At 41.1% G+C, this 22199-nt stretch carries 35 protein-coding genes and 1 tRNA gene; 35 read left to right on the forward strand and 1 reads right to left on the reverse strand.

Annotation, left to right across the window (positions count from 1 at the left end; translation table 11 throughout):
* The first annotated feature begins 24 nt into the window (after nt 1-24).
* The 32 genes from tuf to EHQ49_RS13145 all read left to right on the forward strand — a co-directional run bounded on the left by tuf (nt 25) and on the right by EHQ49_RS13145 (nt 17596).
* A complete protein-coding gene (gene tuf, locus EHQ49_RS12990) occupies nt 25-1230 on the forward strand; it encodes an elongation factor Tu (RefSeq protein WP_012388941.1) in 1206 nt (401 codons plus the stop codon).
* Between the two features lie 5 nt (nt 1231-1235).
* Nucleotides 1236-1544, forward strand: a complete 309-nt coding sequence (gene rpsJ / locus EHQ49_RS12995; protein WP_002974412.1) for a 30S ribosomal protein S10 — start codon at nt 1236-1238, stop codon at nt 1542-1544.
* Between the two features lie 11 nt (nt 1545-1555).
* The gene (gene rplC, locus EHQ49_RS13000; protein WP_002974191.1) at nt 1556-2179 is read left to right on the forward strand and encodes a 50S ribosomal protein L3; all 624 of its coding nucleotides are present in this window, start codon (nt 1556-1558) and stop codon (nt 2177-2179) included.
* An 11-nt stretch (nt 2180-2190) separates the two neighbouring features.
* Complete coding sequence (rplD, locus tag EHQ49_RS13005; protein WP_012388939.1) at nt 2191-2826, forward strand: 50S ribosomal protein L4; 636 nt, start codon at nt 2191-2193, stop codon at nt 2824-2826.
* Nucleotides 2827-2830: 4 nt separating this feature from the next.
* The gene (locus EHQ49_RS13010; protein ID WP_135580127.1) at nt 2831-3136 is read left to right on the forward strand and encodes a 50S ribosomal protein L23; all 306 of its coding nucleotides are present in this window, start codon (nt 2831-2833) and stop codon (nt 3134-3136) included.
* 2 nt (nt 3137-3138) lie between these two features.
* Nucleotides 3139-3975: a 50S ribosomal protein L2 gene (gene rplB / locus EHQ49_RS13015; RefSeq protein WP_100721553.1), complete on the forward strand. Its 837-nt coding sequence runs from the start codon at nt 3139-3141 to the stop codon at nt 3973-3975.
* A gap of 13 nt (nt 3976-3988) precedes the next feature.
* A complete protein-coding gene (rpsS, locus tag EHQ49_RS13020) occupies nt 3989-4267 on the forward strand; it encodes a 30S ribosomal protein S19 (protein WP_002974021.1) in 279 nt (92 codons plus the stop codon).
* 8 nt (nt 4268-4275) lie between these two features.
* Nucleotides 4276-4626 (forward strand): 50S ribosomal protein L22, encoded by a 351-nt coding sequence (rplV, locus tag EHQ49_RS13025; protein WP_004783773.1) that lies wholly within the window; start codon nt 4276-4278, stop codon nt 4624-4626.
* Between the two features lie 3 nt (nt 4627-4629).
* Nucleotides 4630-5307 carry a 30S ribosomal protein S3 gene (gene rpsC / locus EHQ49_RS13030; RefSeq protein ID WP_100790762.1) on the forward strand — a complete coding sequence of 226 codons (678 nt, stop codon included), beginning with the start codon at nt 4630-4632 and terminating at the stop codon, nt 5305-5307.
* Nucleotides 5308-5329: 22 nt separating this feature from the next.
* Nucleotides 5330-5743 (forward strand): 50S ribosomal protein L16, encoded by a 414-nt coding sequence (gene rplP, locus EHQ49_RS13035; protein ID WP_002974545.1) that lies wholly within the window; start codon nt 5330-5332, stop codon nt 5741-5743.
* Nucleotides 5740-6012, forward strand: coding sequence for a 50S ribosomal protein L29 (gene rpmC, locus EHQ49_RS13040; protein ID WP_004783533.1), 273 nt, complete (start codon nt 5740-5742; stop codon nt 6010-6012). The genes rplP and rpmC overlap by 4 nt, the downstream gene beginning before the upstream one ends.
* Before the next feature lie 3 nt (nt 6013-6015).
* The gene (rpsQ, locus tag EHQ49_RS13045) at nt 6016-6285 is read left to right on the forward strand and encodes a 30S ribosomal protein S17 (protein WP_012388932.1); all 270 of its coding nucleotides are present in this window, start codon (nt 6016-6018) and stop codon (nt 6283-6285) included.
* Nucleotides 6282-6674 (forward strand): 50S ribosomal protein L14, encoded by a 393-nt coding sequence (gene rplN / locus EHQ49_RS13050; protein WP_002974152.1) that lies wholly within the window; start codon nt 6282-6284, stop codon nt 6672-6674. Before rpsQ ends, rplN begins: the two co-directional genes overlap by 4 nt.
* A 1-nt stretch (nt 6675) precedes the next feature.
* Complete coding sequence (gene rplX / locus EHQ49_RS13055) at nt 6676-7059, forward strand: 50S ribosomal protein L24 (RefSeq protein ID WP_004783817.1); 384 nt, start codon at nt 6676-6678, stop codon at nt 7057-7059.
* A 2-nt stretch (nt 7060-7061) separates the two neighbouring features.
* Nucleotides 7062-7613, forward strand: coding sequence for a 50S ribosomal protein L5 (rplE, locus tag EHQ49_RS13060; protein ID WP_004783730.1), 552 nt, complete (start codon nt 7062-7064; stop codon nt 7611-7613).
* A gap of 10 nt (nt 7614-7623) precedes the next feature.
* On the forward strand, nt 7624-7809 hold the full coding sequence (locus EHQ49_RS13065; RefSeq protein ID WP_012476296.1) for a type Z 30S ribosomal protein S14: 186 nt from the start codon (nt 7624-7626) through the stop codon (nt 7807-7809).
* Between the two features lie 16 nt (nt 7810-7825).
* Nucleotides 7826-8224 (forward strand): 30S ribosomal protein S8, encoded by a 399-nt coding sequence (gene rpsH, locus EHQ49_RS13070; RefSeq protein WP_002973604.1) that lies wholly within the window; start codon nt 7826-7828, stop codon nt 8222-8224.
* Nucleotides 8225-8238: 14 nt separating this feature from the next.
* The gene (rplF, locus tag EHQ49_RS13075; protein ID WP_002973724.1) at nt 8239-8778 is read left to right on the forward strand and encodes a 50S ribosomal protein L6; all 540 of its coding nucleotides are present in this window, start codon (nt 8239-8241) and stop codon (nt 8776-8778) included.
* A 6-nt stretch (nt 8779-8784) separates the two neighbouring features.
* Entirely contained in the window at nt 8785-9153 is a 369-nt protein-coding gene (gene rplR, locus EHQ49_RS13080; protein WP_135580128.1) for a 50S ribosomal protein L18, read from the forward strand.
* A 3-nt stretch (nt 9154-9156) separates the two neighbouring features.
* On the forward strand, nt 9157-9660 hold the full coding sequence (gene rpsE, locus EHQ49_RS13085; protein WP_002973816.1) for a 30S ribosomal protein S5: 504 nt from the start codon (nt 9157-9159) through the stop codon (nt 9658-9660).
* Nucleotides 9661-9674: 14 nt separating this feature from the next.
* A complete protein-coding gene (rpmD, locus tag EHQ49_RS13090; protein WP_100721649.1) occupies nt 9675-9854 on the forward strand; it encodes a 50S ribosomal protein L30 in 180 nt (59 codons plus the stop codon).
* Between the two features lie 4 nt (nt 9855-9858).
* On the forward strand, nt 9859-10392 hold the full coding sequence (gene rplO, locus EHQ49_RS13095) for a 50S ribosomal protein L15 (protein WP_135580129.1): 534 nt from the start codon (nt 9859-9861) through the stop codon (nt 10390-10392).
* A 7-nt stretch (nt 10393-10399) separates the two neighbouring features.
* Nucleotides 10400-11779 (forward strand): preprotein translocase subunit SecY, encoded by a 1380-nt coding sequence (gene secY / locus EHQ49_RS13100; protein ID WP_002974039.1) that lies wholly within the window; start codon nt 10400-10402, stop codon nt 11777-11779.
* Nucleotides 11780-11782: 3 nt separating this feature from the next.
* Nucleotides 11783-12346: an adenylate kinase gene (locus EHQ49_RS13105; protein ID WP_004783833.1), complete on the forward strand. Its 564-nt coding sequence runs from the start codon at nt 11783-11785 to the stop codon at nt 12344-12346.
* Nucleotides 12347-12356: 10 nt separating this feature from the next.
* Entirely contained in the window at nt 12357-12575 is a 219-nt protein-coding gene (gene infA / locus EHQ49_RS13110) for a translation initiation factor IF-1 (RefSeq protein WP_012476295.1), read from the forward strand.
* Nucleotides 12576-12584: 9 nt separating this feature from the next.
* Nucleotides 12585-12698 carry a 50S ribosomal protein L36 gene (rpmJ, locus tag EHQ49_RS13115; protein ID WP_002974084.1) on the forward strand — a complete coding sequence of 38 codons (114 nt, stop codon included), beginning with the start codon at nt 12585-12587 and terminating at the stop codon, nt 12696-12698.
* Between the two features lie 6 nt (nt 12699-12704).
* Nucleotides 12705-13082 (forward strand): 30S ribosomal protein S13, encoded by a 378-nt coding sequence (rpsM, locus tag EHQ49_RS13120; protein WP_100790756.1) that lies wholly within the window; start codon nt 12705-12707, stop codon nt 13080-13082.
* A 12-nt stretch (nt 13083-13094) separates the two neighbouring features.
* Nucleotides 13095-13508, forward strand: a complete 414-nt coding sequence (gene rpsK, locus EHQ49_RS13125; protein WP_004783964.1) for a 30S ribosomal protein S11 — start codon at nt 13095-13097, stop codon at nt 13506-13508.
* A 9-nt stretch (nt 13509-13517) separates the two neighbouring features.
* Nucleotides 13518-14150 (forward strand): 30S ribosomal protein S4, encoded by a 633-nt coding sequence (gene rpsD, locus EHQ49_RS13130; RefSeq protein ID WP_135580130.1) that lies wholly within the window; start codon nt 13518-13520, stop codon nt 14148-14150.
* Between the two features lie 25 nt (nt 14151-14175).
* Nucleotides 14176-15153, forward strand: coding sequence for a DNA-directed RNA polymerase subunit alpha (locus EHQ49_RS13135; RefSeq protein WP_002974165.1), 978 nt, complete (start codon nt 14176-14178; stop codon nt 15151-15153).
* 1 nt (nt 15154) lies between these two features.
* The gene (rplQ, locus tag EHQ49_RS13140; protein ID WP_135580131.1) at nt 15155-15670 is read left to right on the forward strand and encodes a 50S ribosomal protein L17; all 516 of its coding nucleotides are present in this window, start codon (nt 15155-15157) and stop codon (nt 15668-15670) included.
* 105 nt (nt 15671-15775) lie between these two features.
* A complete protein-coding gene (locus tag EHQ49_RS13145; RefSeq protein ID WP_135580132.1) occupies nt 15776-17596 on the forward strand; it encodes a PAS domain-containing sensor histidine kinase in 1821 nt (606 codons plus the stop codon).
* Here EHQ49_RS13145 and EHQ49_RS13150 read toward each other — a convergent pair.
* Entirely contained in the window at nt 17586-19604 is a 2019-nt protein-coding gene (locus tag EHQ49_RS13150) for a 1-acyl-sn-glycerol-3-phosphate acyltransferase (RefSeq protein ID WP_135580133.1), read from the reverse strand. The two genes, EHQ49_RS13145 and EHQ49_RS13150, sit on opposite strands and share 11 nt — an antisense overlap.
* Nucleotides 19605-19726: 122 nt before the next feature.
* Here EHQ49_RS13150 and EHQ49_RS13155 point away from each other — a divergent pair, with 122 nt between their 5' ends.
* The 3 genes from EHQ49_RS13155 to EHQ49_RS13165 all read left to right on the forward strand — a co-directional run bounded on the left by EHQ49_RS13155 (nt 19727) and on the right by EHQ49_RS13165 (nt 22186).
* A complete protein-coding gene (locus EHQ49_RS13155; protein ID WP_135580134.1) occupies nt 19727-20752 on the forward strand; it encodes an ATP phosphoribosyltransferase regulatory subunit in 1026 nt (341 codons plus the stop codon).
* Nucleotides 20753-20759: 7 nt separating this feature from the next.
* Nucleotides 20760-22034, forward strand: a complete 1275-nt coding sequence (locus tag EHQ49_RS13160) for an adenylosuccinate synthase (protein WP_135580135.1) — start codon at nt 20760-20762, stop codon at nt 22032-22034.
* Nucleotides 22035-22113: 79 nt separating this feature from the next.
* Nucleotides 22114-22186 (forward strand) — tRNA-Lys (locus tag EHQ49_RS13165).
* The last annotated feature ends 13 nt before the right edge of the window (nt 22187-22199 follow it).

Below are 22199 nucleotides of genomic sequence, written 5' to 3' on the forward strand. Positions count from 1 at the left end.
ACGATTGAGGAGTAGATTCTAACAATGGCTAAAGAAAAATTTGACCGTTCAAAACCACACTTAAACATCGGAACAATTGGTCACGTTGACCACGGTAAAACAACCCTAACAGCAGCGATCACAACAACGCTTGCGAAGTTAGTGGGTGGAAAAAACAAAGCGATTGCTTACGACCAAATCGACAACGCGCCCGAAGAAAAGGCTCGTGGGATTACTATTGCAACGTCTCACCAGGAGTATGAAACTCCTAACCGTCACTACGCACACGTAGATTGCCCGGGACACGCGGACTATGTTAAAAACATGATTACTGGTGCTGCTCAGATGGACGCTGCGATTCTCGTAGTATCTGCAACTGACGGTGCTATGCCACAAACTAAAGAACATATCCTTCTTGCTCGTCAAGTAGGGGTTCCTTACATCGTGGTTTACCTAAACAAAGCGGACATGCTCGCTGCTGATGAAAGAGACGATATGGTTGAGATGGTTAAAGAGGAAATCAAAGACCTTCTTAACAAATACAACTTTCCTGGTGATAAAACACCTTTCATCTCTGGTTCTGCATTAAAAGCTCTTGAAGGTGAAGATTCTGACCTAGGAATGAAATCCATTCTTAAACTTATGGAAGCTGTTGATACTTACGTTCCAAACCCTACACGTATTGTTGATAAACCTTTCCTTATGCCAGTTGAGGACGTATTCTCAATCACTGGTCGTGGAACTGTTGCAACTGGTCGTGTGGAGCAAGGTGTTCTTAAGATCAACGACGAGATCGAGATTGTTGGTATTCGTGATACTACAAAATCAGTTGTTACTGGTATTGAAATGTTCCGTAAACTACTCGATCAAGCAGAAGCTGGAGACAACATTGGTGCTCTTCTTCGTGGAACTAAAAAAGAAGACATCGAAAGAGGTCAAGTTCTTGCGAAACCGGGTACTATCACTCCACACAGAAAATTTAAAGCGGAAGTTTACGTTCTTACTAAAGACGAAGGTGGACGTCATACTCCATTCTTTAACAACTACCGTCCTCAGTTCTACTTCAGAACTACAGACATCACTGGTGTTTGTAACCTTCCTGGTGGAATGGAGATGGTTATGCCGGGAGATAACGTTACGATGTCAATCGAACTTATCCACCCAATTGCTATGGACCAAGGTTTGAAATTTGCTATCCGTGAGGGTGGACGAACTATCGGTTCTGGTGTTGTTGCGGAGATCGTTGAGTAATCGCAATGGCTGGACAAAGAATTCGCGTTAAGTTAAAAGCTTTCGATCATCGGTTGATTGACCAATCAACCTTTGAAATCGTTGCGACTGCGAAGAGGACCGGAGCTACTGTCTCCGGTCCAATCCCACTTCCAACGAAAAAAGAAATCTACACGGTATTACGTTCTCCGCACGTGAATAAAAAAGCTAGAGAACAATTTGAAATGAGAACTCACAAGAGACTCATCGATATTTTAAATACGAATGAAGATACGGTAGAAGCCCTGATGAAGCTTCAACTCCCTGCTGGAGTTTCCGTAGATATTAAATCCTAAGGATAGGATCCATGGCTAAAGGTTTAATCGGCGAAAAATTGGGCATGGCCCACATATTCAATAACGAAGGTAAAATGGTTACTGTAACTGTTTTACGCGTGGGTCCTTGTTTTGTGTCCCAGGTAAAAACATCTGCGAACGATGGCTATGAAGCTGTTCAGTTAGCATTTGGTGATGCCAAGGAAAAACACATGACGAAGGCCGAAGTTGGACACATTAAAAAAGCAAACATTGCCGCTCCTAAAAAAACTCTGATTGAATTCAAAGGTTTTGAAGATGTAGCAGTAGGTGCTGAGGTAAAACTCGCAGATGTGTTTGCTTTGAATGACACGGTGAAGGTAACCGGAACTTCTAAGGGTAAGGGAACTCAAGGTGTTGTGAAACGCCATGGTTTTGCTGGCGGTCCTGCTGGACACGGTTCCAGATTCCAAAGACACCCTGGTTCTATTGGTTCCAACACAACTCCTGGACGTGTGTTCAAGGGTTTGAAAATGGGCGGAAGAATGGGTTCTGAACAGAGCACTGTTCGAAACCTAAAAGTAGTAAAAATTGATGCAGACGCCAACTTGGTATTTGTATCCGGTCCGGTTCCAGGAAGAGAACGCGGTATCGTTACGATAGAAAAAATCGGATAGATAGGTAGAACATGAAAGCGCGTAAATACAATAAAGAAGGCGTATTCGTAAGCGAAGTTGAACTTCCGGCAGAATTATTTGCTACCGGCATTTCGCTTGGAGCCATCTATGATGCGGTTAAAGCTGAAAATGCGAACAATCGACAAGGAACACATTCTACTAAGGATCGTTCTGAAGTTCGCGGTGGGGGAATCAAACCTTGGGCTCAAAAAGGAACTGGTCGTGCAAGACAAGGATCCATCAGGGCACCTCATTTCGTTGGTGGTGGTATCATTCATGGACCAAAACCAAGAGATTATTCCTCTAACTTGTCACGCAGCGTAAAGAAAAAGGCTGTTCTCTCCATCCTTAACAAAAAGGCAGAAGAAAACAGAATCGCGATCATAGAAGACGTAGAACCTTCTTCTTACTCCACAAAGTCCATCTACAACATTTTGAAGAACATGGACATTGCAGAGAAGGGTAACGTGGGTTTTGTGGTAGCTGGTGAAAACCAATTCCTCAAAAAATCCACTCGCAATATAGAGAACCTCAAATATGTGAACAGCAAACGAGTCGTTTGCCGAGACATCCTCTATAATAACAATTTAGTAATCTCTGAAAGCGCTTTAAAAGAGCTTCAGGCTCAGTATTCTAAGAAAGGATAAGACAGTGAACCTAGAGAATGTAATCTTATCACCAGTTGTTACAGAAAAGTCGCAAGACCTTCAATCAATTGGAGAACGTATGGGAAAAAGAACTGTCAAGTATACGTTCAAAGTCCACCCGGATGCGAACAAAACTTTGATCAAACAAGCCCTGAAACAAATGTATAACGTAGTTCCAACAAATGTAAACGTAGCCGTTTACCGTGGGAAAATGAAACGTTTTAGAAACATGCCGTCCCCAAGACCTCACTACAAAAAAGCTGTAGTGACGTTTGCTGACGGAGCAAATTTGGATTTTGCTAAGGTTTAATTATGGGAATTAGAAAACTTAAACCCACAACACAATCTAGCCGGTATTATTCCGTTTTAGATTTCAAAGAAATCACTGAAGTGGTTCCTTACAAACCGCTCACTGCCAACATTTCTTATAAAGCTGGTCGTGACAACAAGGGACGTATCGCTGTTAGACGGAAAGGTGGACGTAACAAAAGAAAGTTCCGGATCATCGATTTCAAACGTAATAAATTTGGAATCCCTGCGACTGTAAAAACAATCGAATACGATCCAAACCGTTCTGCTTTTATTGCTCTCATCTGTTACGCAGATGGAGAATACCGTTACATTTTAGCTCCTAACGGACTAAAAGTTGGTGATAAAATTGAATCTGGTGCCAATGCAGAAATCAAACTAGGGAACACACTTCCTTTAGATAAAATCCCTGCTGGAACTAACGTTCACAACATTGAACTACATATCGGAAAAGGCGGTCAAATCGCTCGCACAGCAGGATCTTTTGCTGTGATCTCCGCTAAAGATGGTGACTATGTATCTCTCAAACTTCCTTCTTCGGAAATCCGTAAGGTTCGTAAAGAGTGCTTAGCAACGATCGGAGAACTTTCCAATAAAGACCACAACTTAGTGATCATTGGAAAAGCGGGACGTAACCGTTGGTTAGGAAAAAGACCGAAAGTAAGAGGGGTCGTTATGAACCCTGTGGACCACCCACTCGGTGGTGGTGAAGGTAGAACTTCCGGAGGTCGTCACCCTGTGACTCCTTGGGGTAAACCTACGAAAGGATTTAAAACACGTAAGACTAGACCGTCTGACCGTTTTATTGTCCAAAGACGTAAGAAAAACAGGAATAGGTAGGGTCTAGATAATCATGGCTAGAAGCTTAAAAAAAGGTCCGTTCATTGACGACCACCTCATGAAAAAAATTACCAAGTTGAACTCTGAAGGGAAAAAAACTCCCTTCAAGTCTTGGTCCAGAAGAAGTACCATTTATCCAGACATGATCGGTCACACCGTAATGATTCATAATGGCAAAGCGTTTGTTCCTGTTTATGTTAACGAAAACATGATCGGTCACAAACTCGGTGAATTTGCTCCCACTAGAACCTTCAAAGGTCATGGTGGAGACAAAAAAGTAGCGAAGAAATAGGTAGAGAGATGGAAGCAAAAGCAGTAGGAAAACACCTCAGAATTTCTGCCAGAAAAGCTCGCCTGGTTGCTGATGAAGTTCGTGGATACGATTATAAGGAAGCAATTGATATCTTGCGTTTTACAAACAAAGCAGCAAGTTCAATGATCATCAACCTTTTGAATTCGGCAGTGGCGAACGCAGTCCAAATGAACGAAAGTTTGGATCCAAGTTCACTTTATGTTAAAAAAATCTATGTGGATGACGGCCCTATCATGAAACGTTTCCGCCCAAGAGCACGAGGACGTGCCTCTAGGATCCGTAAACGCCTAAGCCACATCACTGTTGTCGTATCTGAAATCGAAAAGAAGGTTAGCTAAACTATGGGTCAGAAAGTAAATCCAATCGGACTACGAATCGGAATCACACGTAATTGGGATTCAGTTTGGTTTTCCAAACAAGATTACATTAAAAATCTTCACGAAGATATCAAGATCCGTAGATTCCTTCAGAAGAAATTCAAAAACGCTTCCGTTGTTAAAATCGTAATCGAAAGATTCCCTGAAAAAATCAACGTGAACCTCCATACTTCTAAACCAGGTATGGTGATTGGTCAAAAAGGCCAAAACATTGAAGCGGTAAAACAAGAACTAAAAAAATACGCTGATAAACCGATTGGGATGAACATCATCGAAGTGAAAAAACCGGAAGTGATTGCACAAGCAATTGCTGAAACGGTTGCCCTTCAAATCGAACAAAGGATGCCATTTCGTCGAGTGATGAAAGCAGAACTTCGTCGTGCGATGCGCGGTGGGGTAGAAGGCGTAAAAATCCAAATCTCCGGACGATTAAACGGAGCTGATATGGCAAGAACAGAAAAGTATATGGAAGGACGAGTTCCTCTTCATACTCTTCGTGCTAAAATCGACTTTGGATTCAAAGAAGCTCTCACGACTTTCGGACAAATCGGTGTGAAAGTATGGACTTATACAGGTGACTACTTCCCAACTAAGGAAGAGTCCGATGAAGATAAATACGCTGTAAAACGTAGAACTAGTTAAGAAGTACTAAAGAGAAACGATCATGTTAGCACCTAAACGAGTAAAATTTAGAAAACGCCAAAGAGGGCGCTTGAAAGGTAAGGACGAAAGAGGTTCTTACGTTGCGTTCGGTGAGTATGGTTTAAAAGCCATCTCTTCCGGTCGTATCACAGCGCGACAAATCGAAGCTGCAAGGATTACTATTAACCGCCAAGTAAAACGAGGTGGGAAATTGTGGATCAGGATCTTCCCTCATCTTCCTATCACTAAAAAACCTGCCGAAACTCGTATGGGTAAAGGTAAAGGTAACCCAGAATTCTGGATTGCTGAGATCCGTCCGGGCCGTGTTCTTTTTGAAATGGCTGGAATTGATGAAGAAACAGCAAGAAAAGCCCTTCATTTGGCGGCTTTCAAACTGCCAGTAGAAACTTCATTTGTTAAGAGGAACGTTCTATGAAAGACGATTTCAAATCACTATCTCCAGAAGATTTGAAGAAAGAAATTCTTTCCTCTTCCGAAGAAGTAAGAAAAGCAAGATTCCAGTTTGGTGTCACAAGATCTCTTGAGAACCCAAAACTAATCCGCAATCATAAGAAGAGAATTGCTCAAGCGTTAACTGTCCTTCGTGAGAAGGAACTAACCGCACAGGGCAAACTCAAACAAATCGCACCAAAAGCTGGTTCAGCTCCTAAAGCTGCCAAAACTAGCAAAGGTAAGAAGAAGTAGGTTATGGAAGATAAAAACTCTAAAAAGTCTTTAACCATTCAGGGTGTAGTAGTGAGCGATGCTATGGATAAAACTGTAGTGATCGAAATCATCACAAGAAAAGTGCACCCACGGTTTAAGAAGATTATGACCAGAACTTCTCGTGTGAAAATTCACGATGAGAAGAACGAGTGTCAAGTTGGTGATCGAGTCATCGCTGTGGAAACAAGACCACTTTCTAAACAGAAACACCATAAACTTGTAAAGGTAATTGAGAAGGCGAAATTAGTATGATCCAACAAGAAACTATTTTACAAGTAGCCGATAACTCGGGTGTGAAAAAAGTCATGTGCGTTAAAGTGCTTGGCGGTTCCAAAAAACGCTACGCTACGCTTGGTGACGAAATCATCGTCGCTGTTAAGGAAGCACAACCTGCCTACGGTCTTCGTGACGGGCAAGGTAAAAAAGTGCATAACAAAGCAGTTCAAAGAGCCGTTGTTGTGAGAACGAAAAAAGAAGTTCGTCGTCCAGATGGAACTTACATTCGTTTCGATGACAATGCCGTTGCCATCATTGATGACAAAGGGAATCCAAAAGGAACCAGGATCTTCGGACCTGTAGCTCGTGAACTTCGCGATAAAAAATACATGAAAATTATATCTCTCGCTCCGGAGGTTCTCTAGAATGGCAGCTAAATTAGCATATAGAGGCTCCGAGCCCACTAAATTCAAAAAAACGAAAATCAAAAAGGACGATGAAGTTCTTGTGATTTCCGGAAAAGAAAAAGGAAAAAAAGGGAAAGTTCTAGCAATCGACAAACGCAAAGATCGCGTTTATATCGAAGGTGTGAATAAGAGAAAAAGATTCGTGCGCCCAACCCAAGAGAACCCTCAAGGTGGAGCGATCGAAATCGAATTCCCAATCCATATTTCCAATGTGATGTTTCACGACGCAAAAGCAGAGAACAAAGCGAAGCCTAAGAAGAAAATTAAGGCTGTACGCTTGGGCTTTGCCAAGAAGGATGGTAAATCCGTACGAGTGACTCGACCTGAAGGGAAAGAAGTATAGTTATGGTACCTAGGCTTAAATCAAAATACGAGAAGGAAATTCGTCCTACACTCCAAAAGTCACTCGGCTTTCAAAGTGTGATGCGAGTTCCCAAACTAGAAAAAATCGTGATCAACGTTGGTATGGGTGAAGCCCACACAAACCCAAAAGCGATGGAAGCTTGTTTGGTAGAAATTGGCCAAATCACAGGCCAAAGACCGGTGAAAACATTCGCTAAGAAGTCCATTGCGGGTTTCAAAGTGAGAGAGGGAATGGTGCTTGGTTGCAAAGTTACCCTTCGTGGTCATCATATGTATGAGTTCCTTGACAGATTCATTAACGTGGCTCTTCCACGGGTTCGTGACTTTCGCGGTGTAAACCCCAAAGGTTTCGACGGTCGAGGAAATTATAACCTGTCCGTAAAAGAACAGATCATCTTCCCAGAGATTCATTTTGATAAAATCAATACTATCTACGGGATCAATATCACTTTCGTAACGAACACGGAAGTGGACAAAGAAGCGTTCGAATTATTCCAAGCCTTCGGTATGCCTTACCGAGCGGCAGGTAAGTAGGAGATTATTCATGGCGAAAAAATCAATGATGGAACGCCACGCCAAAGAGCAAAAATTCAAAGTGAGAGAGTACAATCGTTGCCCTCTTTGTGGTCGATCACGCGCTTATTTGCGCCGCTTTGATATGTGTCGTCTTTGCTTCCGGGACCTTGCTAGCAAGGCTCAGATCCCCGGTGTGAAAAAGTCCTCCTGGTAATTAGGTTAAGGTAAGTATGAGTCTTTCAGATCCAATAGCAGATATGCTAACAAGAATCAGAAACGCACAACAAGCGAAACATGAGCTTTGTGTGATTCCTGGTAGCAAAATCAAAAAGTCCATCCTAGATCTTCTTAAAGAAGAAGGTTTTGTAGATGATGTTCAAACAGTAAAAAACGGAAGTTTTGATGACTTCCAAGTGAAATTAAAATACGACACGGAAAAGAAACCGGTAATTCGTATGATCGAGAGAGTATCCACTCCAGGTCGTCGCGTTTATATCCAATCTGGTGAAATCCGACCGTTCCGAAATAACATCGGAACACTCATCCTTTCTACTTCGAAAGGTGTGATGACTGGTAAACGTGCTCGTAAACTCAGAGTAGGAGGGGAAGTTCTCTGTAAGGTATTCTAGAGAACGATATCACCATGTCTCGAGTTGGAAAAAGTATTATCAAATTGCCTGCAAAGGTAGAAGTGAAAGCAGAAGCTGAAGCCCTTACAATCAAAGGGCCTTTAGGGGAACTAAAAACTCCGCTTTACGAAGGTGTCAGCGCAAATGTTGAAAACGGCGAATTGGTTTTTACTCGTAAAAGTGAAGACCAAAAGACTGTGGCTCTCCACGGTCTCGTTCGTTCCCTTGCGATGAACTGCGTAAAAGGTGTGACAACTGGTTGGGAAAAAAACCTAGAAATTACTGGGGTTGGTTATCGTGCACAAAAACGCGGTAAGGATCTAGTAATGGCTCTTGGATATTCCCACGAAGTGGTTTTCCCTGAACCTACTGGTATCAAAATCGATGTTGCAGATCAGCTAAAAATCAAAGTATCGGGAATTGACCGACAACTGGTTGGACAAGTTGCGGCTGACATTCGTTCGAAAAGACCTCCTGAGCCTTACAAAGGTAAAGGAATCAAATATCAGAACGAATACATCCGTAGAAAGGCCGGAAAAACCGGTAAGAAGTAGAACGTCATGATCAATAAGACAGCTAAAAATACGAAAAGATTGAGACGAGCGGAACGAGTCAGATACAAACTCCGCTCTACATCGGAAAGACCTCGGTTGGTTTTTAATAAAACAAACCGTTACCTAACGGCACAAATCATTGATGATGCAAAAGGTGTAACGATTGTTTATGCAACCACTCTAGAGAAAAATTTTCCGAAACATGAAAATTCTAAGAAGAGTAAATCGGCTGCAACCGAACTCGGTAAAGTAGTCGCTGAGAAAGCGAAAAAAGCAGGAGTTTCCCAAGTGGTTCTCGATAGATCTGGAATGGTTTACCATGGAAAGATCGCTGCTTTTGCTGATTCTGCCCGTGAAGGTGGATTGGAGTTCTAAATGATGTTAGAAGAAGAAACAAAAGAATTTACTGAGAAGGTCGTAAAAATCGACCGAGTTGCCAAAGTAGTGAAGGGTGGACGTCGTTTCTCCTTTAATGCTCTTTCCGTTGTAGGTGACTCTAAAGGAAAAGTAGGGATTGGATTTGGAAAAGCAAATGAAGTTCCAGACGCCATCCGAAAGTCCATTGAATCGGCAAAAAAGAATTTAAAATCCATTCACTATATCGGTCATACCGTTCCTCACGATGTTGTGGGACAGTTTAAATCCGCTCGAGTGATTTTGAAGCCGGCTTCCCCGGGAACGGGAATCATCGCAGGAGCTTCTGTTCGTTCCGTTTTGGAAAGAGCAGGAATTCAAGATGTTTTAACAAAGTCATGGGGATCTTCAAACCCGATGAACATTGTGAAGGCGACTATGGATGCATTACAACAGTTGGAAACTCCGTCAATGGCGGTAAAACGACGTGGTGTTAGCCTCAAACACTTGTTTGGGCAAGATCTATAAGAAGGAATCTGGCTATGGAAGAAGTGATCGTAACGCAAGAAAAAAGTTCTATTGGTATCATTCCGGTACACAAAAAAACCCTAATTGCACTCGGCCTTAAAAAGAAAGGTCAATCCAAAAAACACAAAATGACTCCCCAATTGAAAGGGATGTTACGACAAGTAGGTTACTTGTTGAAAGTGGAAAAGGTATAATTGTATGGCACAAGATAGAATTGAACAAGGTCGTGGATTTGGGGCAAAACGTCCCAAAAAATCCACATCCCTCGGCAACAAAAACTTGGTTCCAGTTCCGGAAGGGGCAAAAACTTCTCCGAAACGGGTGGGTCAAGGTCCAGGATCGGGAATGGGAAAAACTTCCACTCGTGGTTCCAAAGGACAAAGAGCACGGGCCGCTTCGATGAGACGTGGATTCGAAGGTGGACAGTTGCCTCTCCACAGACGTTTGCCAAAACGTGGATTTACAAATATTTTCTCTGTTGAGTTCCAACCAGTAAACTTGATCTCTTTGACAAAAGCAGGTCTTTCTGGGGAAGTAACTCCTGCCATTCTCAAAGCCAAGTCATTGATTAAGTCAGTAGAAGGACCAATCAAATTACTCGGAACTGGAGAAGTGACTGCTGCCATCACCATTACGGTAGATGCTTTTTCTGCCTCTGCAAAAGAGAAAATTGAAAAAGCGGGTGGAAAAGTCATCATTAGAGAAAAGAAAAAAGAAGAGAAAAAAAACTAGATAACCTATGTTTCAAACCATCGCTAACATCTTTCGAATCCCGGAATTAAGATCTAAAATCCTATTTACGATAGGTATGTTGTTACTTTTCAGAATGGGAACTCATGTAACCATTCCGGGTATCAATAGTTTGATTGTAACGGGCATTACTGCCGATCCGAGTGAAGGTTTCCTTGGAATGGTAGATTTGTTTGCTGGTGGTGCTCTTTTAAAATTTTCTATTTTTGCACTAGGGATTATGCCTTATATCTCTTCTTCCATCATCATGCAGTTAGTAATGGTTCTCATTCCTAGTTTGCAAAAGATGCAAAAAGAAGGGGAAGAGGGTAGAAAGAAGATCCAACAGTACACTAAGTACGGAACTCTTATCCTTTGTGCGATCCAATCACTTGCTGTGATCCAACTTGCAAATTCTTGGTCTACTGGATCGGGAACAGCGCAGGCGAAATACCCGGGACTCATCAACCCATCTGTGGAAGGTTACTTCCTACCGATTGCGATGCTCTCCATCACTACGGGAACAGTGCTCCTCATTTGGCTTGGGGAACAGATCACAGAACGCGGAATCGGTAACGGTATCTCTCTCATTATTTTTGCCGGGATCATTGGTCGTATGCCAGAAGCACTCATTGCTATGTTTACTTCTGATACTTCTGACGCTCTTAGTATCCTTATCCTTATCATCATCTTTATTGTTTTGATTTCCCTTACGGTGATTTTAACCCAAGGGGTTCGACGTGTTCCGTTAAATTACGGAAAACAAATGGTGGGAAGAAAGATGGTTCAGGCTCGTAGCCAATCCATTCCTTTCAAAGTGAATAGTGCAAACGTAATGCCAATTATCTTTGCATCTTCACTCATTCTTTTCCCGCAAACAATTGTTCAGTGGTTATCCTCTAAGGGTGGTCAGTGGGCAGGTTGGGCAGTGATTATGGACTATTTCAATCCATTTTCACAAATTTGGTACCATGCCCTTTTTTACTATGTGATTTATACATCTCTAATCATTTTCTTTGCTTATTTTTATACGGCAATCCAGTTCAACCCACAAGAGTTAGCTGATAACCTAAAAAAATACGGTGGGTTTATTCCGGGAGTTCGTCCAGGAAGCCAAACAAAAGATATGATCGAGAAAATCTTGAATCGAATCACCCTACCGGGTGCTCTTTTCCTTGCTGGTCTTGCTCTTGCTCCGTATCTCATCATTAAGTTTTTAAACCTCGGTTCTAACACCGGTGGTGGAACTTTAGTGTATACGTTCGGAGGAACTTCACTTCTCATTATGGTGGGTGTGGCGCTAGAAACGTTGAAACAAATCGAAGCCCAACTCCTGATGAGAAATTACGAAGGATTCATGAAGAAGACTAAAATCAAGGGAAGAGTGTAACGAATGAAGAGACTCATTTTTATGGGGCCCCCAGGTGCTGGAAAAGGGACCCAAGCTGACATCATCAAAGAGAAATACCAAATTCCACAGATCTCTACCGGAGACATCCTCCGTGCTGCCGTAAAAAACGGAACCCCCATGGGAATTGAAGCAAAAAAATATATGGACGCTGGAGACCTTGTTCCAGATGCTGTCGTTATAGGCATAATTCGCGACCGATTGGTCGAAGCTGATTGTGCAAATGGATTCATACTGGATGGATTTCCTAGGACGGTGGAGCAAGCAAAGGCTCTCTCGGAAATCCTCAAAGAGCTCCGCATGGAACTCGACTCCGTTGTCAACCTAGACGTTCCTGACGAAGAACTCGTCAAACGGTTGCTAGGTAGAGCGATCAAAGAAGGACGCTCGGATGACAACGAAGAGACCATCAAAAACCGTCTGCATACTTACAACACCAAGACGTTGCCCCTGATAGACTTTTATAAAGGCTCTGGGATCCTTCGGCAAATCAATGGTTTGGGAAGTATGGAAGAAATCACTAACACTATTTTAAAATCGATCCAGTAGGAGATAGACCCTGGCTAAGGAAGAAGCAATAACTATTGACGGAACCGTTTTAGAACCGTTACCGAACGCTATGTTCCGTGTGGAACTAGAGAATGGTCACAAAGTTCTAGCACATATTTCGGGAAAAATGCGTATGCATTATATCCGTATTTTACCCGGCGATAAAGTTACTGTAGAACTTTCTCCTTATGACCTTACCAAGGGCCGTATCACTTACAGAAAGAAATAGGGAACTATAATGAAAGTTAGAGCATCAGTAAAAAAAATCTGTCCAGAGTGCAAAGTCATTCGCAGAAAAGGTGTAATCCGAGTGATTTGCACGAACCCAAAACACAAACAAAGGCAAAGATAGAAAGATATGGCACGTATCGCGGGTGTTGATTTACCATCAAACAAAAGAATATTGATCGGTCTTACATACGTATTTGGTATTGGTAAGACGTCCTCTCAAAATATCCTGAAAAAAGCAGGAATTGACGAATCTATCCGGGTGAAGGACCTTTCGGACGAACAAGAAGCCGCGATCCGACGAGTCATTGAAGAATCATACCAGGTAGAAGGGGATCTTCGTTCCGAAGTCAACCTTAACATCAAACGATTGATGGACGTAGGCTGTTACAGAGGTTTTCGCCACAGACGCGGGCTTCCTGTTAACGGACAAAGAACAAGAACCAATGCAAGAACTCGCAAGGGTGTCAAGAAAACTGTAGCCAACAAGAAAAAGGCTACGAAGTAGAGGACTTAATCCATGGCTGAAAAAGACGCAAAGAATAAAAAAGATACCAAAAAGGTTAAGAAAAAAGAGAAGAAGAACGTTCCACGGGGTAAGGTTTATATCCAAGCTTCGTTTAACAATACAATCGTATCGATTACAGATATGGCTGGAAACGTTCTTTCTTGGTCTTCCTCTGGAATGATGGGATTTCGTGGATCCAAAAAATCCACTCCGTATGCAGCTCAAGTAGCGGCTACGAATGCAGCAGAAAAAGCTATCGAAGCCGCTGGTCTTTCTGAAGTAGATGTAATGGTTTCTGGTCCTGGAATTGGACGTGAATCAGCCATTCGTTCTTTAACTACGAAAGGCATTGCGATCAAGCTCATTAAAGACGTAACTCCGCTCCCTCACAATGGGTGCCGACCACGAAAAAGAAGAAGGGTGTAGGAATTAGATATGGCACGTTACCGAGGTCCAGTTGTTAAATTGATGAGAAGAGAGGGACTCAACCTCTTTCTCAAAAATAGTCATACTTTACATAAAGAAAAATCTTCCCTAGAAAAGAGAAAGTACCCACCAGGTCTTCCTCCTAAGAAAAAAGGAAAGATTACTGAATACGGAGCTCAGCTTCGTGAAAAACAAAAAGTGAAACGCGCTTACGGTGTTTTAGAAAAACAATTCCGTAGATACTTTGAAGAAGCTTCTCATACTCCAGGAATTCCTGGTGAGAATTTACTCCAATTCCTAGAAAGAAGATTGGATAACGTTCTCTATCGTATGGGTTTTGCTGTAACTCGAAGACAAGCTCGTAACTTTGTAGCACATAGACACATTCTTGTGAATGGCCACCGAGTGGACATTTGTTCTTATCGTGTGAATGTTGGTGATAAAATCGAAATCCGTGAGAAATTCCAAAAATCTGCGTTTATCGAAGAAAATATCAAACTAGCTCAAGCAATCAATCGCACTGCTTCTTGGGTGAGTGTGGATTATACCAAGTTCTCCGGAGAAGTGTTATCACTTCCAACAAGAGAGCATATTGATATCCCTGTGAAAGAACAGGTAATCGTAGAGTTGTACTCGAAGTAAGAATTTAGAGAAGAAGGATACGACATTGTCTCCAAAGAATTTATTAAAAGGTTTTAAAAGACCCAAAAAAATCGAATTCACAACCGATGTGAATACACCAAACTACGGTAAGTTTGTTGCAGAACCTTTCGAAAGAGGAATTGGTACTACGATCGGTAACTCCCTTCGTCGTACGCTCATGTCTTCTATTGAAGGCGCGGCAATTTCCGCAATTCGGATTGAAGGAGTCTCTCACGAGTTCTCTTATATTGAAGGTGTAGCAGAAGACGTAACTCGTATCATTCTTAACTTAAAACAAGTTCGAATTAAATACGAGCCTGAAGACAAAGAAGCAAGCAAAGTAATCCACCTAGAATTAAAAGGTGCCGGTTATTTTCGTGCAGCTGATTTAGCTGTTGATTCTTCTATTGAAATCATGAACCCAGACCTTCATATTGCAACCCTCAACGAGGATGCAAATTTGATTATGGATTTGGAAATTCAAAGGGGACGTGGTTATGTTCCTGCTGAAGACAAAAAGAAAGATATCGAAGTTTTGGGAACTATCCCAATCGATTCTATTTTTTCACCAATTCAAAAAGTATTGTTTGAAGTATCGGAAACTCGTGTTGCACAACGTTCTGATTATGAAAAACTTACTATGGAAGTTTGGACTGACGGTTCTGTTTCTCCAGAAGATGCAGTAGCACAAGCAGCAAAAATTCTAAAAGATCACCTGACTGTTTTCATTAACTTTGAAGAAGAAATTGAAGAAGAAGAAGAAGAGTTGGATGAAGCTGACGAAAAATTAAAAGCAGCTTTATCTAAACACGTAGAAGAATTAGAACTATCTGTTCGTTCTACAAACGTTCTTCGCAGTTTGGAAATTGACTTCATTGGTGAACTCGTTAAGAGATCAGAAGACGAAATGACTAAATCAAAACATTTCAGCGAACAAAGTTTACAAGAGTTGAAAGCAAAACTTTCCTCTATGGGACTTTCGTTCGGTATGAGAGATTTTTAAGATGAATAAACGTAATAAAGTTAAACAACTCAACAGATCCGCAGATCATAGAAAAGCTATGATCCAAAATATGGTAATCTCTTTACTTCGTCATGAAAGAATTGAATCTTCTGTTGCGAAGTTGAAGGTGGCACGTTCTTACGCAGAACGAATCATCACTAGAGCAAAACGCAACTTAGATGCTAACTTAGCAAATTTGGACGAACAAAAGAAAAATGCAGCGATTCTGCACAATACACGATATCTTTATAGCCACCTTGGTGACCAAGAGATCGTAACAAAACTTTTAAAAGACCTTGCTAACCGTTATGCGGAAAGAGTCGGCGGATACACAAGAATCATTCGTTTAGTAAACCGTCCTTCTGACAACACGGCAATGGGAATTTTGGAGCTTGTCGATCGCAAAACTCAAGATGAGTTAAAAGCGGAAGTAAGAGCCAAACGCGAAGAAAAAAAACCGGCTAAAAAGGAAGAAAAACCTAAAAAAGCCAAAAAAGAAAAAGCAGCAGCGAAATAAGCGAAAACTTTTTCCTGGTTTGAAACGAAGCCTACTCGTTCTTGAGTAGGCTTTTTTTTTATTGCAATCGTTTTGCTATCTGATCATATTCTACATTCAAAACGAATGACTCCCTCCCTTTCCATATCTGATTCCATTTGGCATACTGCCTTCAGTTCTAGTCCTATTGGGATGGCGATCACTGATATGCAAACGGGTTTGTATGTTGATGTCAACGATGTATATTGTTCTTGGCTTGGTCGGACAAAGGAAGAGGTGATTGGCAAATCGACTCTTGATTTAGGGATTTATTCTAATTCTGATGACCGGGAGTTTATTTTAGCTGGTTTAAAGAAAGACGGACATGTTCTCAATTTAGAAGTTCCTCTGATCACAAAAACTGGATCTACTGTAACGATTCTTTTCAGCGGTCGTATTGTAGAGAACGGAAAGTATCTTTTATCAGCAGGGCAGAATGTAACTGCATTTAAAGAAAAAGAATACCTCGCTCGTGTTTTACAAAGTGAACTTGTTATCAGTAAGGAACTTTTTGAAAGTGTATTTCGTCTCAATCCTGCTGCCGTGAGTTTATCTAATGCAGAAACAGGTAGGTATGACGACATCAACGAAGCTTATTGCCGGTTAATTGGATACGAACGAGAGGAGATTATCGGAAAAACTTCTCATGAATTAAATATTTGGATCACCAAGTTGGACCGCGCTCGCCTTTTGGAGGAAGTCCAAAGAAAAGGTTGGAGTACGGGGATGGAAGCCAGTGTTCGTATGAAAACCGGTGAAATTCGCCATGTGGTTTCGGGAAATACCATTATCAATAATCATGGAAGACCTACCTTACTTGCGATCCTCATTGATATTACGGAATCAAAACAAAATAAAGAAGCATTAGAATTTGCAGTTAAAGAAAGAACAAAAGAATTAAATCGAATTTTAGAAGATCTACAAAAAACCCAGGATCAATTGATTCTCTCTGAAAAAATGGCCACCTTGGGGCAGTTAGTTGCTAGTGTGGCACATGAAATTAATAATCCACTTGCTGCTATTTCCGCTTTTAGTGAACAAATTTACAACCGTATGGGAAATTTTGGAAGCCGGTTGTTCCAAATTAAAGAATGTTTTTCAAAATATTCAGACAATGAAATCAATGAAGTTATTTCCTTTGTTATCGAATTATTTACAATCAAACCAAAAACCTATGCGTTTGCGGAATCCAGGAAGGCCAAAAAACACTTAGAAGGAGTTTTTGTTGGGCTTGGAATTGATTCTGCTTATGATTTGGCCGATCGTATTGTTGATTTGGGAGTTCCCGATTATTTTCTCGAAAATGAAAGTTTTTTAAGAAATTTTAAATCATCCCCCTTACTTGACTTAGTTCTCTCTGAGTTAAATACCTTAAGAAGTATTGAATCGATTCGATTGGCTGTAGAGAGGACCTCCAAAATTGTATATAGTTTACGGAGTTACGGACGTTATGACCGAAACCAAGCAAAAACAGAAATCAATTTAGTTGATACAATTGAAACGGTCCTGACTCTCTATCAGAATAAAATGAAATCGGGGGTAGAATGTGTTCGGTTGTATAATGCGAAACCATCTATTTCTGGTTATCCGGATGAACTCATTCAAATTTGGACTAATTTGATTTACAATGCTTTACAAGCGATGGCATTTAAAGGAACTCTCACCGTCCAAGTGGACGAATTAGAAACAGAAGTTACCGTACGGATTATAGACAACGGGCCTGGGATTCCTCCTTCTATCCAGAAACGGATTTTTGAACCGTTTTATACTACGAAGGAAAAAGGGGAAGGGACTGGACTTGGCCTTGGGATTGTGAAACAGTCAGTAGAAGAAAGGCACCATGGCCGGATCCAATTCCAATCGGAACCCGGCAATACTGAGTTTATCGTCTTCCTTCCTAAATCCTAGCAAGTTGCATCTGCAGTTTTTCAGCCACTAAATCAAAGTCTTCATTCTGGATTACCGTTCGATAGGCCGCTGTGACTATGGGATGACGTTTTTCGTCTAGTTGGATGAGGTTAGGTAAGACCTTTAATCCATAAAATCCATTCGTAATTTTTTCGGGTCTTGTCCCATTTGCCAGATCATAACCATACTTTCTATCTCTTGTATCCGATCCAAAACAAGCCAACATAAAGTCTGTCATTCCTGACAGTCCATTAAATGTTGTTGGATCTCCACCGAGTAAAACTCCTATCGATACCATTTCATTGAAAAAACGATTGCTCAAATGGAATAGAGTATTATCAACATTGCCACCTAACTCTCGTTTAAAGTAACCTTCCACAAGACCCATTGCTAGAGCATAAATGGTTTTTAAAGCTCCTCCAAGTTGGACACCTTTGGTATCTCTGGAATTAATCGCTGTTCTTGTGAATACGTAATTATTAGAGAGGAGTTCTTGCAATTTGGGAATCAGAGAGTCCTCAAAAGCAGAGATTTCGAATCCGGAAATTTTACGTTCCATAATTTGGTCGGGGTAACAAGCACCGGAGACTACGGCGAGACGGTCTCGTTCAATGAGTAACAATTCATTTAGATCTTCTAGAATGAGTCCTTTTTTGGAACCGGTAAATCCTTTGATTACGTTTACCATGGGCGACTTGTTTTTTTGGAGATAAGTTCTGATTTTTGAATAAATGTTATCAAATTCCCAAGGATTTGTCCCTTGGATGAAAAGAGTTGCCGATTCCATAATTTCCGGCTTATCCGAGAATTCAATGTTTGGTGGTAATTTGTAAATGGGATAATGGAGAATATCTCTTTTTTCTTCATTACATTGTTTTACCATTTCCGAATCGGGACTGTAAATGGTTACTTTTACGTTTTTATTTGCCATCACACAGGCAAAGGCTACAGACATATTGGATGAACCAATGATAACCACATGTTCATCTGGTTTTTTAGGAAAAGAAATGAGTTGGTTTGTTTCTCTTATATCTCCTTTGTAAAGGTTACGGTAAGTTCCATGTTTGTGTTTGTTTAAATTACTTCCAACGAGAAGTGCTAAATTATCGATGATGAACTGTTTTTTGTCACCTGTTCCTGGAAATGAAATTTGTTCAATATGAGACGGAAAGGTTTGCATTTCCTTCTTCGTGAGTTCTCCCACAAGTACTGGTTTGCCGATGACAAGTTTACCAACCGCTTGGTTGAAGAGTAAACCTTCTATGGGTAGAATTTTTTCGGTACCTTCCAGTGAGATAGGCAAAATGACTTTGTTGGCAACGTAATGGTACACTGTGTCCACAAAAGGCATAAGTCGTCCATCACGAGATCTGGTTCCTTCAGGGAAAATGGAGATTACTTTTCCATCCGCTTGTAATTTCTGTGAGTTACGGAAGGCCCTCATATTGATTTTGGTCATTACATCAGAAAGAGAAGGATTGTCGGCCATATCCTTTTTAGAACAAACAAGAAGGGTTCCAAACATATAGAGACCGAGTCTAGTAAAGTCTGGTTCAAATGCCAATCGTCCTGCAATGAAAACTAAGGATTCGGCAATCTTTCTTCCTTCAGGGCCAGAGTTGTAAAGTAGGGTAAAGATGGCAGGGGCATCTAAATGGCTAAGGTGGTTTGAAATTAAAGTCACAGGGTATTTGCCGATGACCCCATCTAGTAGTTTTAAGTTCTCGGTTCCCTCTACCTTAAATTTTTTCATAATGGGATCGAGGAACTTTAACATAAAGTCCCGAGGCTCTGGGCGAATGTCAGTATAGACCCCGATTTCTTCCAAACGTTCTGGTTCTTGGAAGATTTCCATGACCTTCGGTTTGGGTGTGCTTTGTGAAAGAACTAAAAACTCTTCTAAAATAGACTTTGCTTCGGATTCGGTGAGACCCGATTTTACAAATAGGTGAATGTTCTCAAAAAATTCTTTATGCCAGCGTCCCAAAGTGGCTTCTTTTTCTGTCATGTATGCCTCTAAACCGACATTAAATTACTGAAAACTTTCGATTTGTCTATTCGATTTTTACAATTGATTGCGTAAATCCAGGATTTCTCTAAGCTGACTTCTTGGGTGATCGAGATCCCGGTATGAATCAAAAAAACAAATCAATTTCCTCGGAACAAAAATGGATTCCCGATGGATTTCATTTTTTAGGCCCCGAAGAAAGCAAAAACCGGCGGATTTTACTACAAACATTTTCGGAACTCTTTGAAAGAGAAGGGTATTCTGAAATCAGCCTTCCTTCCTTTGACTATTCGAATTCGTTTCGTTCCCATTTGGATCACGGAGTAGAAAGTTTGCTTGTGGCAAAAGACTGGGATGGGAATGAACTTTCTCCTGGTGTTGACCTAACACTACAAGTTGTGAAGGGAATGGCCGCAAGATCCCATTGGGAAGAGAATCAAAATGTATTTTACTTTGCTCGTAAAATTCGTGATCACAAAAAACGCAACGCATCCAGAAGAGAGATCTTACAAATTGGAGTGGAATCTTTAGGAAAAAGCGATACGAACCAAATTGTTTCCCAAATCCAAATATTAAAAAAACTTTGGATGTTATCAGTACCCAAAGTTCCTTTCACCATTGTTTTTGGTCATTCATCATTTTTTAGAACGGTTTTGGAAATCCTCGGATGGAATGAAGAACAAACAAAAGTTTTGCGCCAGTTTTTATACACAAAAAACGTACAAGAACTTATTTCTTTAGCAGCTAGAGAAAATACAAAAGAATCTCATATGCAGATGATCCAACTTTTGCTGCGACCAATTCCAGTGGTCGAAATTGCTAAATTCAAAGAATCCCTCCATCAGATTTTGGAACCTGGGGAATGGGAAAAACTGAAAGGGGATTTAGAATCCATCACTAACTTTTTTACAGAATGGGGAAAGGGGGCTGATGGTGTTCCGAGCATTTGGGATCCGTCGCTTGTTCGAGATCTTTCTTATTATACCGGGTTTATGTTTCAAGGTTATGTAGCGGGAGATCCCGAACCGGTATTTGCCGGTGGCGTTTACAATGAATTGTATGAGAGTTTTACTGGAATTGGCAAGGATGCCTGTGGTTTTGCCCTGCACCTGGATTCCATAGAAGAATTAATAAATAAAGTTAAATGAGGGAATTATGCCTGCAAATTTAGTTGTCGGAGCACAATGGGGTGATGAGGGAAAGGCAAAGGTAATCGATTACCTTTCTAAAGATACAGATATCATTGTTCGATACCAAGGTGGTGCGAACGCAGGTCATACTGTGGTAGTAGGCGGAAAAAAATATATTTTTCATTTAGTACCTTCTGGAATCATCTATGACAATACTACTTGTGTGATTGGAAATGGAGTGGTTCTTGATCCTGAGTATTTCCTAAAGGAATGTGCCGATTTGGAGTCTCATGGATTTCGGGTGAAGGAGAAAGTTCTTATCAGTGATTCTTGTCATATTCTTTTGCCATATCATCGTTTGATTGATGAAGCAAGAGAAGCCGGTTCCTCTCCAGAAAGGAAGATTGGAACGACTAAAAAAGGAATTGGAATGTGTTACGCAGACAAAATGTTACGTAACGGAGTCCGCGCAGGTGACCTTTTAGACAAAGACCTTCTCAAACGAAAACTCACTCATATTTTGGAAGTCAAAAACCAAGAACTCGTAAAATACTATGATTTAGAGCCAGTTAACATCACTGAAATGTATGATTTCCTTTTGGACTTCGCGGATAAAATGGGAAAAAACATTGTGAACACAGTGTACTACCTAAATTCGGAATTACAAAAAGGAAAACGAGTGCTTTTGGAAGGTGCACAAGGTACTGGACTTGATATCGATTTTGGAACTTATCCTTATGTAACAAGCTCTAATCCGACAACTGGCGGAGCTCTTGCCGGCTCCGGGGTAAGTTTCAGATACTTACAGGACGTAATTGGAATTACCAAAGCCTATGCTACAAGAGTGGGAGAAGGTCCTTTTCCGTCTGAGATTTTGGGTGAAGCTGGCGACGTCTTGCGCAAGTTAGGTGGCGAGTATGGTTCGACCACGGGAAGACCTAGGCGATGTGGTTGGTTTGATGTACAAATGATCAAACATGCTGTCACAGTTAACGGTATCAACTCTCTTGTTCTTACCAAAATTGATGTACTCAGTCATTATGAGTCCATTCCCGTTGTTGTTGGTTATGAATACAAAGGTAAGAAGTTAGATTTTTTCCCATCTCAAGGATTAGAGGACGTCAAACCGTTGTTTGCTGAGTTCAAAGGTTGGAAGGATGATATTTCTGGGATCAATTCATTCTCTAAATTACCACCACTTTGCCAGTCGTACATTAAGTCCTTACAGGAATTGGTACATACTAAGATTGGTATTGTGTCGACGGGACCGGATCGTGAACATACGATCATCATGGACTAAAAAAAATAAGGAACTCTGGACCTTTTTTTTAAGTAGTTGTTGACCGAGAAAGGTGGTTCGATATTCTTGGCTACAGAACGAGTCGTTAGCTCAGCTGGTAGAGCAATTCCCTTTTAAGGAATGGGTCCGGGGTTCGAATCCCCGACGACTCACATAAGAGTTTCA

The organism is Leptospira perdikensis, from assembly GCF_004769575.1.
GTDB lineage: Bacteria > Spirochaetota > Leptospiria > Leptospirales > Leptospiraceae > Leptospira_A > Leptospira_A perdikensis.